The 12,975-nt window shown below is 61.2% G+C and carries 10 protein-coding genes; 5 read left to right on the top strand and 5 right to left on the bottom strand.

The features are described from left to right. Positions 1-33: 33 nt before the first annotated feature. From ACLHZ1_RS06940 to ACLHZ1_RS06925, 4 genes are all read right to left on the bottom strand, one after another. Entirely contained in the window at positions 34-561 is a 528-nt protein-coding gene (locus tag ACLHZ1_RS06940; protein ID WP_427261502.1) for a MotA/TolQ/ExbB proton channel family protein, read from the bottom strand. A gap of 10 nt (positions 562-571) precedes the next feature. Next, positions 572-1,945, bottom strand: coding sequence for a MotA/TolQ/ExbB proton channel family protein (locus tag ACLHZ1_RS06935; RefSeq protein ID WP_427261501.1), 1,374 nt, complete (start codon positions 1,943-1,945; stop codon positions 572-574). Next, positions 1,942-2,706, bottom strand: a complete 765-nt coding sequence (locus ACLHZ1_RS06930; RefSeq protein ID WP_408797287.1) for a DUF3450 domain-containing protein — start codon at positions 2,704-2,706, stop codon at positions 1,942-1,944. Before ACLHZ1_RS06930 ends, ACLHZ1_RS06935 begins: the two co-directional genes overlap by 4 nt. A 105-nt stretch (positions 2,707-2,811) precedes the next feature. Beyond that, on the bottom strand, positions 2,812-5,418 hold the full coding sequence (locus ACLHZ1_RS06925; RefSeq protein ID WP_427261500.1) for a TonB-dependent receptor plug domain-containing protein: 2,607 nt from the start codon (positions 5,416-5,418) through the stop codon (positions 2,812-2,814). 750 nt (positions 5,419-6,168) lie between these two features. Between ACLHZ1_RS06925 and ACLHZ1_RS06920 the strand changes: the two genes are divergently transcribed. The 5 genes from ACLHZ1_RS06920 to ACLHZ1_RS06900 all read left to right on the top strand — a co-directional run bounded on the left by ACLHZ1_RS06920 (position 6,169) and on the right by ACLHZ1_RS06900 (position 12,481). After that, positions 6,169-7,194 carry an ABC transporter permease subunit gene (locus tag ACLHZ1_RS06920; RefSeq protein ID WP_427261499.1) on the top strand — a complete coding sequence of 342 codons (1,026 nt, stop codon included), beginning with the start codon at positions 6,169-6,171 and terminating at the stop codon, positions 7,192-7,194. 317 nt (positions 7,195-7,511) lie between these two features. Continuing rightward, positions 7,512-8,555 carry an ABC transporter permease gene (locus ACLHZ1_RS06915; protein WP_427261498.1) on the top strand — a complete coding sequence of 348 codons (1,044 nt, stop codon included), beginning with the start codon at positions 7,512-7,514 and terminating at the stop codon, positions 8,553-8,555. An 89-nt stretch (positions 8,556-8,644) separates the two neighbouring features. Beyond that, complete coding sequence (locus tag ACLHZ1_RS06910; RefSeq protein WP_427261497.1) at positions 8,645-10,462, top strand: extracellular solute-binding protein; 1,818 nt, start codon at positions 8,645-8,647, stop codon at positions 10,460-10,462. Between the two features lie 13 nt (positions 10,463-10,475). After that, positions 10,476-11,471 carry an ABC transporter ATP-binding protein gene (locus ACLHZ1_RS06905; protein ID WP_427261496.1) on the top strand — a complete coding sequence of 332 codons (996 nt, stop codon included), beginning with the start codon at positions 10,476-10,478 and terminating at the stop codon, positions 11,469-11,471. Then, positions 11,468-12,481, top strand: coding sequence for an ABC transporter ATP-binding protein (locus ACLHZ1_RS06900; protein ID WP_427261495.1), 1,014 nt, complete (start codon positions 11,468-11,470; stop codon positions 12,479-12,481). Before ACLHZ1_RS06905 ends, ACLHZ1_RS06900 begins: the two co-directional genes overlap by 4 nt. A 230-nt stretch (positions 12,482-12,711) precedes the next feature. Here the strand turns inward: ACLHZ1_RS06900 and ACLHZ1_RS06895 are convergent, their stop codons facing one another. Then, a complete protein-coding gene (locus ACLHZ1_RS06895) occupies positions 12,712-12,834 on the bottom strand; it encodes a hypothetical protein (protein WP_427261494.1) in 123 nt (40 codons plus the stop codon). Positions 12,835-12,975: the final 141 nt, after the last annotated feature.

The raw sequence follows: 12,975 nt of genomic DNA, 5'->3' as shown, positions 1-12,975 counted from the left end.
GGGTCTGGCCCGGCCACCGCATCGTTCCCTGACTCAACCGTGCTTCAGGCTGTCTTCCAGCTTGTCCACCGCCAGCCTGCCCTTGTGCTCCAGCCGGCTGGCGAAGAACAGGCCGGAGAGGGAGGCCACCATGCCGGCCATGGTCGGAATGGTCGCCTTGGAGATGCCGGAGGCCATGGCCCGCGGCGATCCCGTCCCCGTGATGGCGAGGGTGTCAAACACCTGCACCATGCCAACCACTGTGCCTAGCAGCCCCATCAGCGGACAGAGGGCGATCAGCACCTTGATGATCGGCATCCCCTTGTCCACCGCCAGGGCAACCCGGGATACCAGCTCGCGCCGGATCTGCCTGGCAGACCAGGATTGATGGTCATGGCGGGCCAGCCAGGTCTGCTGGGTGCCCTTGGCCTGCTGCGGATAGACGGTCAGAAAATAGATCCAGCGCTCGAGCAACAGGGCCCACATCACCAGGGTGAGGAAGAAGATGGCGACCAGCACATCTCCCCCCATCCCCAGAAAGCGCCGGATGGATTCCACTTCCTCAATCAACCAGAACCACATGGAAGACTCCTTACGCTGCGGCTTTGGAGGCGTGCAGGCTTTCCTGATAACGGGCCACGAACCCGGCGCTCTGCTCTTCCAGCACCTGGATCAGGCGACGGCTCTGGGTCTGTACCACTGTGTAGAGGAACAGCATGGGCACGGCGACCACCAGGCCTTGCATGGTGGTGACCAGGGCTTCGGAGATGCCGCCGGCCATCAGCTTGGGATCGCCGGTACCGAACAGGGTGATGGCCTGGAAGGTGGCGATCATGCCGACCACGGTACCCAGCAGCCCCAGCAGGGGGGCGACCGAGGCGATCAGCTTGATGATGCCCACCCCCTTCTCCAGGGTCGGCACGTTGCGCAGTATCACCTCGTCGAGCTTGGACTCCAGATCCTCTATGTTGTCGCCCTTGTGGCCCTGATAGGCGGCCAGCATCTCACCCAGGGGATTGCCCTTGATGATGGCGTCTGACTTCATCTGCTTGCGCATGGCGCCGCCGAGGAGGGAGAGGCGGGCGCCGCAGAACAGGGCGATCAGCACCCCCACGGCCCCCAGGGCCAGGATGACGTAACCGACCACGCCGCCCTGATCGATCCGCTCGGCCAGGGTGGGGGACTGCACCAGCAGGGAGAGGATCACGCCGCGGGAGGGATCCACATAGATGGGCTCGAGCCCGGCGCCACCCTGCTCGAAGCCGGCGATGAGGGAGGTCATCTTGCCGTCGGGCTGACGGGAGAGCTCCTCGAACTTGCCGGTCTCGGGGACGAAGTTGAGGTACTTGCCATCGGCGACCGTGTTGAACTCGCCTATCTGGGTGACGGTCTGGTCGGCCTGGCTCCCCTCGCCATAGACGACGGTGGCCGGGATCCGGCTCACCTTGCCGGCGTCTATCATGCGGCTGAGGATGGTGGTCCAGAACGCCTCGAGATCACCGCTGGAGGGCAGCTCCTTGCTCTCGGCCAGCCTGGTGAGCAGCGGGCCCTGCTCCGGGTATTCGACCCGCAGCGGCGAGGCGTTGAAGATGCCCTTGAACTCGCCGGCGAACTGGCGCACCACCCCGAACATCTCCCCCATGTTGCCGGAGCGCTGGCGCAGGGTCTCGGTCAGCTCGGTCAGCTGCTTGTCGTTGGCGTCGAAGCTGGCCTTGAGCTGATCGCCCTTGGCGGTTTCGGCGGCCAAGTCGGCCTTGGCCTTGGCCAGCAGGTTGGCCTGCTCATTCTTGTCGGCCAGGAAGCGGGCCTCCCGCTCCTTGTTGAGCTGGGATTCGGTCAGGCTGTCGGCCTTGACCTGGCTCAGCAGGGCATTGAGATCCACCGGCTTCTCGGCGGCGGTGACCGGCAGGGTGAACAGGGTCGCGCCGGCTATCAGCGAGGCGATCGTGAGTCTGAGTCCTTTCATGATGCTTTCTCCGCAGTGTGAACCGGCAGCTTGATCAGGGCAGGGGGCGCCTGCTTCTTGGCGATGCGAAGGCCTTGTTCAACCGCACTGCGATACTCCTGGGGCAGGGTGTCCCACTGGCGGGTCTGCTTGTTCCACACCCCTGTCTCCATGCCGTCCGGGGATTGGTAGAGCAGGGCGATGCGACCGACCCGCAGGAATTCATAGGTCTTCTGGGCGCCATCCTTGTCCAGGCTGGCCTTGTAGGCTTCTATGGTGCGGCTGAAGCCCTCTTCTATCTGGTAGGCTTCGAGGATCTTGCGGTACTTCTCCGAGATGGTGACGTCGGCCCGGTTCATGAGATCGGTCAGGGCGGCGACCCTGTCTTCGCGCTCCACCTGCTGGAACGGCAGGTCCAGCGCCACGAACTGCTCGAGGGCGTCGATCATCTTGAGCATCAGCGGCACCACCTCGGTGCTGGTCTGATCTATCTGGGCTATCTGGCGCGCCATGGAGGCCAGCTCGCTGCTCTGGGATTCCACCATCTTGCCGACCTGCTCGTTGTAGGTGCGCAGGCTGTCGAGCTGTCGCAGGCTCGCCTTGTACTGGGCCAGGGCGGACTCCGCGCTGTCGGCGTAGTTGTCGATCTTCTGCTGGGACACTTTCGAGGCATTGTCGGTGGCGGCCTGGGCGTCTACCGCCTGACCGGCGGTGGCGGCACTCAGGTTGAAGCTGGTCAACAGAGCGGCCGATACCAGGCTGCCCAGGAGCGCTTTCTTCATTGTCATAGTCCTTGTTTTCATAGGATTACCCTATCTCCGTTACTTCCTTGGAATCTTGGGCAAAGCCGGCCCGGGGGCCGGCTTGTTGTCATGTCAGCAAAGGGATCAGAACTTCTGGGTGTAGTCGAGGTAGTAGATGCGACCGTCGATGCTGTAGACCTCTTCGTCGTAGGTGAAACCATCGCTCTCGAGGGAGGGGGTGCGATTGAACATGTTCTTCACCCCGGCCTGCAGCTTGCCGTTCCAGGGGGTATCCACGCCGACGTTCAGGTTCCAGGTGGTGTTGGAGGCGATGTGGCCCACTTCCTCACCCGTGTCGGCGATATAGTCCTGGCTCTGGGAGTCGATGTAGTTCGCGCTCAGATAGGTGTCCATGTTCCACCACTGGGGCACGTTCACGCCGATCCCGGTGTTGAAGCGCAGCTGCGGCATGCCGTTCTGGCCGATCTTGTCGATCTCGGGGCCGCCGGCGTACAGGCCTTCCTTGTACTCCAGGATGTAGGTGCCGCCGAAGTCGTAGCGCACGGTGGCGACATCCAGGTCGTAGTTGTAATCGAGCTTGAAGTCCAGACCGCTGGTGTTCAGATCCCCCAGGTTGACCATGGGAGAGATGACGTTGCGGATCTTGCCGTCGCTGCGACGCTCGACCAGGCTGGAGCCGCCGTTGTTCAGCTCGTCATAGATGATGGACTGGGTGGAGTTGAGCTGGATGACATCCTCGATCTTGATGATGTAGTAGTCCAGGGAGAGGTTCAGGTTGTCGAGGGGGCTGTAGCTGGCACCGAAGTTCCAGGTGTTGGCCGTCTCTTCCTTCAGATCCTCGTTGGAGGTGCGAGTGGTGTTGTACTGCTGGTTCGGGCAGTCGGCCGCCGAGATGCCGTTGTTCTGGCAGTAGACGTAATCCTTGGCCCAATCCGCGGAGAAGGAGTCTGCCGCGTAGAGATCCTGCAGGCTCGGGGCGCGGAAGGATTGGGACCAGGAGGTGCGGAACATCAGGTTGTCCAGGGGCTGATAGCGCAGGCTCGCCTTGGGCGAGAAGGCGCTGCCAAAGTCGCTGTACTTGTCATAACGACCGGCGATGCTCAGCTCGACCTCGTCCAGCACCGGGATCAGGGTCTCCAGGTAGACGGCGGTGACGTTGCGATCGCCGCCGGAGGAGTTGCCGGAGGAGCCTATGATGTTACCCGCCTCGGACTGGGCGTCATATTTGTCCGCATAGATCCAGTCGTTGTACTCGGCGCCGGCATACCAGCTGACCGGGCCTGCGGGCAGCTCGCCCATGTCCCACTGCACCCCGGCGTACCACTGGTAGAAGTCCATAGTGGAGCGGCGGCTGGTGTCGGCGGCCATGGCGGCCGTGGTGTCTGAATCAAACTCGCCATTGACGAACTTGCCATCGGCCACGGCCTGCTGGGCGGCGGAGGCCAGCACATAACCGGTGCCGTTCTCCTTGTTGTCGGTCTTGGAGTACATGTAACCGGCGTTCCACTGCATATCGCCTACGGCTTCGGTGGGCAGGGTGCCCTCAAAGGCCAGGTTCAGGCTGCCCGTGGTGTCCGTGACCAGGTTGTCGCGGGGGCCGACGTTGTTGAAGCGGTAGTAGACGTAGGCGGCTTCCCCCAGGCTCTGGGTGGCGGCGGCGTCCAGGCCGTTCTGGCTGTAGAAGTCGGCATTTTTCGGGTTGGCCGCATCCACGGTGAAGAAGCCGGCGGCCGGGGCGAAGCGACTGAAGCTCTCGACCCGGGAGGCGACCACCTGGGGCACGAAGTCGACGCTGTCGCTGATGTGGTAGCGGCCGTTGAGGTAGAGGGTGTCGCGGCTGCGGGAGGCGGTGGTGGCGGCCACCTTGCCGTAGTCATAGTTACAGCCGCCATCGAAGTTGGTGAAGGGCTCTTTGCAGGTGCCGTTGGCGTCGGTCACCCCGGCCAGGGGGCCGTAGCTCCACTGGGCATCGCCATTGCCATCGACGCCGGTGATCCCCTCGACGTTGCGGCCGTAGGCGCTCGGAGACTCCTTGCCCTGCTTGCTGAGATAGTCGCGATCCCGGGCGAAGATGATGTCTTTCTTGTCGTGCTCATAGACGGCCATCAGGGAGCCTTTCTCCCCTGTGATCCCGGCCATCACGGAACCGCTCTTCTCATCGCCCCCCTCTTCGCTCGGGCTGCCGAGGCGGCCCTGGAACTGCAACCCTTCATAGTCCTGCTTGAGGATGACGTTGATCACGCCGCCGATGGCATCGGAACCATAGATGGCGGAGCCGCCGTCCAGGTTGACTTCCACCCGCTCAACGGCGGCCATGGGAATGGTGTTGAGGTTGATGGCGGTGCCGCCCATGGTGGGGGAGCCGGCGACCCGCTTGCCGTTGAGCAGCACCAGGGTACGCTCGGAGCCCAGCCCGCGCAGGCCGACCGTGCCTTGCGACTGGAAGGAGCTGCCCGAGGCGGGGGAGACGCCACCGAAGGAGTTGTAGGAGGCTTGCTTGAGGTAGTCGGCCACCGTCTGCTGGCCGGACTGTTCTATCTTGGCCTTGCTGACGGAGACAACCGGGGTGGCGCCTTCGACGTCGACGCGGGAGATGCGTGAGCCGGTGACCTTGATTTTCTGCAGCTGTTCGACTTCCTGTCCCTCTTCTGCATGGGCAGAGGGGGCCGCCACTGCTGCGCTCGCCAACGCGAACGCGATGGCAGCAGAGATCCTGCTTTTCCTAAGCATCGCTTATATCCTTCCTGGTTGTTTATTGTTTGCTTCCTGAACCGCCCTCGTTGGAGCGGTGCGTAAGGCTTATCAAGTTTTGGCGGCGGGCGTCAATTGACCGCCCCTGGCTGGGGGAGTCAGGGTGGGAAGGGTGGGAATACCGAGTGAGTGGCGTTTTCTTGGTGAGATATTCTGGCTGAAAAACAAACCGCGAGTTAATGTTTTGTTAATTTCGCTTTATTCAAATTATCCGATTAATGTGGAACTTATTAGTATCGGCACGGTCTCTCTGTTTTTTATTCCATACTTTCCCTCTCTAACGACATTTTTATCTGCATCTCTGCCGTTCGCCCCTGGCCTTCGTCATGGCTGGTCTGATGAGCATGAATGGCCCCTTTTCTATATACCTGGAAATAACTGGGGGAGGTCTTCTATTAAGATGATGAAAAAAATCGTTTTTTTGTTAACTTCCTGACGAAATGCAAACAATGTTTTAATGGGTTTAATCATTTTTTAATGCTGGATTTTTATCTTGAATTGGGTTTTTCAGAAAAAAGAGTGCAGTGATTTACGCTGTGGCGACAGTTTGGCGGAGGAGGGCGGTTATGGACTTCGTTTTACTTGATTTTTGTTGCAGAGGTTTTACAGTGGCCGAGCGGATTGTTTGCCAAATAGTCAGTCAATCCAGCGAGTAATGCCAGGAAGGAGAGGCGAGTCACAGGAAATGACTGGCCACACAATAACAACAAGGACGAGGTTCAACCCACCATGCTGTCGTATTTCTTACGTCGGATGCTTTTGATCATCCCGACGTTTCTCGGTATCACGCTGCTGGTCTTCACCGTTACCCGTTTCGTGCCGGGTGGCCCGGTGGAACGCATGCTGCTGCAGGCGCAGGTCTCCCAAGGCGAGTCCGGACGCTCCAGTGGCAGCAAGGGCGCGCAGGCCCTCTCGGACGAGCAGATCGAGGAACTCAAGGCCTTCTACGGTCTCGACAAGCCCATGCTGATCGCCTACTGGGAGTGGCTGCAGAAGCTGGTGGTGCTGGATCTGGGGGAGTCGACCCGCTACTACGAGCCGGTGTGGGATCTCATCAAGGAGAGACTGCCGGTCACCGCCTTCTTCGGCCTGGCCACCTTCCTGCTGAGCTATCTGGTCTCCATCCCGCTCGGGGTGGCCAAGGCGCTCAAGCACAACAGCCGCTTCGACTCCCTCAGCTCCATGTTCATCTACATGGCCTATGCGCTGCCCGCCTACGTGGTGGGGATCTTCCTCATCACCGTCTTCGCGTTTCATCTGGAGTGGCTGCCCATGGGGGGCTTCCCCGGCGATGACTTCGAGTACATGGAGAGCAGCTGGGACCAGATACGCACCCTCTTCGCTCACGCCCTGCTGCCCCTCATCGCCTATGCCATCGGGGATTTCGCCATCCTCACCATGACCATGAAAAACAGCCTGATGGAGAACCTGTCGGCGGATTACGTGCGCACAGCGGTGGCCAAGGGGCTGCCGTTTCGCAAGGCGGTCACCGACCACGCCATGCGCAACAGCCTGATCCCCATCGCCAGCCATCTGGGCAGCGTGCTCACCGTCTTCTTCGGCGGATCCTTTCTCATCGAGACCATCTTCAACATCGACGGCATAGGCCTGCTCGGTTACGAGGCCATCGTCGAGCGGGACTACCCCACCGTCATGGGGATACTGGCCATCACCTCCATGCTGATGCTGGTGGGCAACATCGTCTCCGACATCTGCGTCGCCCTGGTCGATCCCCGCGTACGGTTTGGAGAGTAATCATGAGTCAGATCTCTATTACCATGCCGATGCTGATGTCACCCTATATCGTCTCCGATATCTGCGTTGCACCTTCTGTCGATCCCCGCGTGCGGTTTGGAGAGTGAACATGAACGCGAGCCTTCTTGTCATGCTGATGCGGGTGTCATGCCATATGGTCTCCGACATCTGCGTCGCCCTGGTCGATCCCCACGTGCGGTTTGGAGAGTAATCATGAGTCAGATCTCTATTGCCATGCCGATGCCGATGTCACCCGATATCGTCTCCGACATCTGCGTTGCCTTCGTGTATCCCCGCGTGCGGTTTGGAGAGTGAACATGAACCTCAATCCGGTCACACTGAAAAAACTCAAGCGCTTCAAGTCGATCAAGCGCGGTTACTACTCCTTCATCATCTTCGCAACCCTGGTGCTGCTGGCGCTGCTGGCGGAGCTGATTGTCAACAGCCGCGCCCTGATAGTGAGCCACGGGGGTCAGCTCTACTTCCCCACCTATGGTGACGTGATCCCGGGCCAGCAGTTCGGGCTCGACTACCAGTACGAGACCAACTATCGCCAGCTCAAGGCGAAGTTTGCCGAGGAAGGGAAGGGGGACTGGGTCTTGCTGCCCCCCGTGCCCTGGAACCCCTACGAGCAGGATTTCAAGCAAGACAGCTATCCTCCCTATGCCCCCAGCCTGGCCGAGCGTCACTTCCTCGGCACAGATACCAGCGGACGGGACGTGCTGGCGCGCCTCATCTACGGCTTTCGCATCGCCATCGGCTTTGCCTTCATCGTGCTGGTGGCGAGCTATGTCATCGGGGTCAGCATCGGCTGCATGATGGGCTTTCTCGGGGGGCGTTTCGATCTCATCTTGCAGCGCTTTATCGAGATCTGGTCCCAGGTGCCGTTTCTCTACGTCATCATGATCCTGGTGTCCCTGGCCAAGCCCAACTTCGGCCTGTTTGCCTTCATCAACGTGCTGTTTGGCTGGATGGGGATCACCTGGTACATGCGCACCCTCACCTACAAGGAGCGGGCGCGGGACTATGTGATGGCTGCGCGGGCCCAGGGGGCCAGCACCAAACGGATCATCTTCAACCACATACTGCCCAACACCCTGGTGATGATAGTGACCCTGGCGCCGTTCGCCGTGGTGGGCAACATCTCCACCCTGACGGCGCTGGATTACCTGGGCTTTGGCCTGGCGCCGCCCACCCCGAGCTGGGGGGAGCTGCTCTCCCAGGGGATCAACAACCTGGATGCCATCTGGATCGTCAGCTCAGTGGTGGCGGCGGTGAGCCTGGTGCTCATCATGGTCTCCTTCATCGGCGAGGCCATCCGCGAGGCGTTCGATCCGCGCAAGTTCACCCGTTATCAGTGACGGCGGCAGATGGCGCCTGGAACGAACCGATTGCGTATTTTCCCTTATCAATGAGACCCCAGTGCAGGGGCTAGACCAGGAAGTCAAACATGAACAATAAAATCAAATGGATAGGTGCTCTTTTTCTCATGGTGAACGGATCCTGGGTCTGGGCAGCCAGCTTGCCTGCGGATCTCAAGTGGGAGACCAATGACACGGATCCCACCTTCGCCTCCCCCCAGGCGCTGCCCGGCGGCACCCTCAACATGTTTGTGGACAGCTTTCCCCTGACGTTTCGCACCGTGGGGCCGGACTCCAATGGCGCGTTTCGCTCCTATATTCTGGATAACCAGCTGAGGCTCATCAGCTTCCATCCCAACACCGGCAACCCCATTCCGTCCCTGGCGACCCACTGGGCCATCGCGCCGGACAACCAGACCGTCTACTTCAAGCTGGATCCCCGTGCCAGGTGGTCGGACGGCAAGCCGGTCACCGCCGATGACTACACCTTCGGCTACGAGATGATGCGCTCCAAGCACATCAAGGGTCCCTGGTTCAACAACTACTACACCAATGAGGTGGTGGCGGTGGACAAGATTGACCCCCACACCATCCTGGTCAAGGCGGGCAACCCCAAGGCCAGGCTGGATCTGCTCAACACCACTGAGCTGTGGCCCCAGCCCAGGCACTTCTACAAGCTCGATGAAAACTGGGTGAAGAAGTACAACTGGGCCCTGGTGCCCACCACGGGCCCCTATGTGATGACGGATGTCAAGAAGGGCAAGTCGGTCACCTTCAGCAAGCAGAAGGCGTGGTGGGCCAGAGACGATCGCTACAACCAGCACAGGTTCAACGTGGACACCATCAAGGTGCAGGTGATCCGGGATCGCAACATCGCGTTTCGCCACTTCCTGAAGGGGGAGTTCGACACCTTCGAGATGCTACTGCCGAACTGGTGGCATGAGAAGGCGACTACCCAGGAGTACAAGCAGGGGCTGGTCAAGAAGGTGATGGCCATGACGGACACCAAACAGGGGGCCCAGGGGCTGCACCTCAACATCGCCAATCCCAAGCTGGCCGACCTCAATGTGCGCCTCGGCATCCAGCATGCCATCAACATCGACAAGATGATCAAGACGGTGCTCTACGGCGACTACCAGCGGGCCACCACCTTCGACTCCGGCTTCGGCCCCTTCACCGAGGTGGATCTCCCCGGCCGCGGCTACGAGATCAACAAGGCCCGTGACTACTTCGCCAAGGGGGGCTTCGATCAGGCGGGGCCGGATGGCATCTTGCGCAATGCCAGGGGCGATCGCCTCAGTCTGGCCATCACCTATGCCACCGCGGAGCACACCAAGCGTCTGACCGTGCTGAAAGAAGAGGCGAAGAAGGCGGGCCTGGATCTGGAGCTCAATCTGGTGGACGGCGCCACCGGCTTCAAGGTGATGCTGGAGAAGAAGCATGAGGCGGCCTGGCTCGGCTGGGGCGGCGGCGGTCTCTATCCCCAATACTGGGAGTTCTTCCACTCGGACAACGCCAACAAGTCCCAGACCAACAACTTCTTCAATGTGGCCGACCAGCAGCTCGATGGGCTGATCGACCGCTATGGCAGCGAGTTCGACATAGAGACGCGGGCCGCCCTCTCCCGCCAGATCCAGCAGCGCATCTATGATCTTGCCATCTTCGTGCCCGGTGCCCAGCTCAACTATGTGCGGGCCAGCGCCTGGCGTTACGTCATGCTGCCCGAGGTGCCCGCCACCAAGAACTCGCCGGATCTGCTCTATTGGCCCATGGACGGTTACCCTTATAGCAGCGGCGGCCTGCTCTGGCTCGATCCCAAGGTACGGGAGCGGACCGAGCAGGCCAGGGACGCGGGCGAGAGCCTGCCCTCGCAAGACATGGTCGACAAGACCCATGCACGCAGTTGAGAGGGGCAGCCAGATGGCGATAAGCAAGGCACCCATCCTGGAGGTACGTGACCTCGAGGTGGAGTTCAGTGTCGATGAGGGCCAGGTCAAGGTACTCGACGGGGTCAGCTTCCAGGTGGCCCCGGGCCAGACCCTGGGGATAGTCGGCGAATCCGGTTGCGGCAAGAGCGTCACCTCCCTCGCCATCATGGGGCTCCTGCCCCAGCCCCACGGCCGGGTGGTGGCGGGGGCCATCGACTTCCAGGGCGAGGCGCTGCTGGGCTTGAGCCCGGATCAGATGTACAAGGTGCGCGGCAACCGCATCTCCATGATCTTCCAGGAGCCGATGACGGCGCTCAACCCGGTCAAGACCATAGGCGCCCAACTGGTGGAGGTGTTTGCCCTGCACAGGCCCGAATACAGCAAGCGGGATCGCAAGGAGGCCGCCATTGCCATGCTGCGCAAGGTCGGCATGCCGGAGCCGGAGGCGCGCTTTGACGTCTATCCCCACAACCTCTCCGGCGGCATGCGCCAGCGGGTGATGATCGCCATGGCCCTCGCCTGCGAGCCCGATCTGCTCATCTGCGACGAGCCGACCACGGCGCTGGATGTCACCATCCAGGCCCAGATCCTGGCATTGATGAAGGAACTCCAGGCCCAGACCGGCATGGCCATCCTCTTCATTACCCACGATCTCGGCGTGGTGGCCGAGCTGTGCGACGAGGTGGTGGTGATGTACGCGGGGCGCGCGGTGGAGCGGGCCCAGGTGTTTGACCTGTTCGAGCGGCCCCATCATCCCTATACCCATGGCCTGATGCGCTCCATTCCCCGGCTCGAAGATGCGCCCAAGACCCTGCTCAACACCATCAAGGGGCAGGTGCCAAGCCTGTCCGAGATGCCGGCGGGCTGCCGCTTCTCCAACCGCTGCCCCCACGCCAGCGCGCGCTGCGTCGGCGAGGTGCCGCCGGTGGAGTTGCTGGCCAACCGGCATGCGGTGGCCTGCCATCACTGGAAGGAGATCTCTCTATGACGCCACTTCTGCAGATAAAGGGGCTCAAGCAGCACTTCTCCATGGGCGGCGGCCTGCTGCGAAAGAAGTACACCGTCTATGCGGTGGACGGCATCAGCTTCGATCTGAAACGGGGGGAGACCCTCGGCCTGGTGGGAGAGTCCGGTTGTGGCAAGTCCACCCTGGGGCGATCCCTGCTCAAGCTGTTCGAGCCGACCGCGGGACAGATAAGCTTCGAGGGGCGGGACATCACCCATCTCTCGCCCAGGGAGATGCGATCCCTGCGCCAGGAGATGCAGATCGTGTTTCAGGATCCCGCAGAATCCCTCAACAGCCGCCATACCGTGGGCCAGATCCTGGAGGAGCCCTTCATCATCCACGGCAAGGGCAGCCGCAGTGAGCGCCAGGCCTGGGTGCGAGAGCTGCTGGGCAAGGTGGGGCTGCCGGAGACGGCGGCGGATCGCTTCCCCCACGAGTTCTCCGGGGGCCAGCGCCAGCGCATCGGCATCGCCCGGGCCATTGCCCTCAAGCCCAAGCTGCTGGTGTGCGACGAGGCGGTGTCGGCGCTGGATGTCTCGGTGCAGTCCCAGATAGTGAACCTGCTGCTCACCCTGCAGCGGGAGATGGACTTGGCCATCATCTTCATCGCCCACGATCTCTCCGTGGTGAAGCACATCTCGGATCGGGTCGCCGTCATGTACCTGGGGCGCATCGTCGAGATGGCGCCGGCCCAGGAGCTCTATCTCAACCCGCGCCACCCCTATACCCAGGCGCTGATCTCGGCCATTCCTGTGCCGGATCCCCGCAGGCGCAGCCAGCGCATCCTGCTGACCGGCGATGTGCCGTCCCCCATCTCGCCCCCGTGCGGTTGCCACTTTCATCAGCGCTGCCCCTATGCGGTGGCGCGTTGCCGCAGCCAGTCGCCCCAGCTTGAGTCCTGTGGCGGCGCGCATCAGGTGGCCTGCCACTTCCCGCTGCCGCTGCAGGAGGCGCCGACTCAGGATCCTGTGCCGCTGGGAAAGGCGATCTGAGTGTCCGGGGCCCGAACAGGAGAGGGGCCGCAGAACCAGCAGATTAAAAAAATGGGGCCCGTGGGCCCCATCTTCATGGTTGGCGTTCAGGTTCGGCCTGAAGATGCCCGGCGCAACAAGGTGACGCTGGGTAGGCCTGGGCGGGGCGGCCTGCCGGGTGGCATGGCGGCTGTCGGTAAGACGGGTTGTGATTGTTTTGTTGGTTAATTACGACAGTATTGCCGCCGGGATCAGGCACCGTAACGGAAGTAGTACTGACGGGTTGACGGGGCATATGCGTCTTTCTCGACGCGCTCATTTTGCTTGCTGGATGCACCTTTCAGGTGGAACAGCACTGCCAGGTTCTCAAACATGATTCACCTCGTGATCGGTTGTTGTTCGGACTTTCTGTGACGGATGTCACAATGTGCATCCTAGCCACAAATGTGATGTGGATCAAACTTTGGAGTAATTAAACAACAAAATTCCTGGAAAAGGTTTTCTCATGCAATCTG

The sequence above is a fragment of the Aeromonas sobria genome, from assembly GCF_050266975.1.
Classification (GTDB): Bacteria; Pseudomonadota; Gammaproteobacteria; order Enterobacterales; family Aeromonadaceae; genus Aeromonas; species Aeromonas sobria_B.
The sequence above is the reverse complement of the archived record's forward strand: the minus strand, read 5'-3'. Positions and strand labels throughout refer to the sequence as shown.

Excerpts from the sequence above, each read along its gene's own strand:
- ACLHZ1_RS06940 (WP_427261502.1), bottom strand. The coding sequence starts at position 561 with ATGTGGTTCTGGTTGATTGAGGAAGTGGAATCCATCCGGCGCTTTCTG.
- ACLHZ1_RS06935 (WP_427261501.1), bottom strand. The coding sequence starts at position 1,945 with ATGAAAGGACTCAGACTCACGATCGCCTCGCTGATAGCCGGCGCGACC.
- ACLHZ1_RS06930 (WP_408797287.1), bottom strand. The coding sequence starts at position 2,706 with ATGAAGAAAGCGCTCCTGGGCAGCCTGGTATCGGCCGCTCTGTTGACC.
- ACLHZ1_RS06925 (WP_427261500.1), bottom strand. The coding sequence starts at position 5,418 with ATGCTTAGGAAAAGCAGGATCTCTGCTGCCATCGCGTTCGCGTTGGCG.
- ACLHZ1_RS06920 (WP_427261499.1), top strand. The coding sequence starts at position 6,169 with ATGCTGTCGTATTTCTTACGTCGGATGCTTTTGATCATCCCGACGTTT.
- ACLHZ1_RS06915 (WP_427261498.1), top strand. The coding sequence starts at position 7,512 with ATGAACCTCAATCCGGTCACACTGAAAAAACTCAAGCGCTTCAAGTCG.
- ACLHZ1_RS06910 (WP_427261497.1), top strand. The coding sequence starts at position 8,645 with ATGAACAATAAAATCAAATGGATAGGTGCTCTTTTTCTCATGGTGAAC.
- ACLHZ1_RS06905 (WP_427261496.1), top strand. The coding sequence starts at position 10,476 with ATGGCGATAAGCAAGGCACCCATCCTGGAGGTACGTGACCTCGAGGTG.
- ACLHZ1_RS06900 (WP_427261495.1), top strand. The coding sequence starts at position 11,468 with ATGACGCCACTTCTGCAGATAAAGGGGCTCAAGCAGCACTTCTCCATG.
- ACLHZ1_RS06895 (WP_427261494.1), bottom strand. The coding sequence starts at position 12,834 with ATGTTTGAGAACCTGGCAGTGCTGTTCCACCTGAAAGGTGCATCCAGC.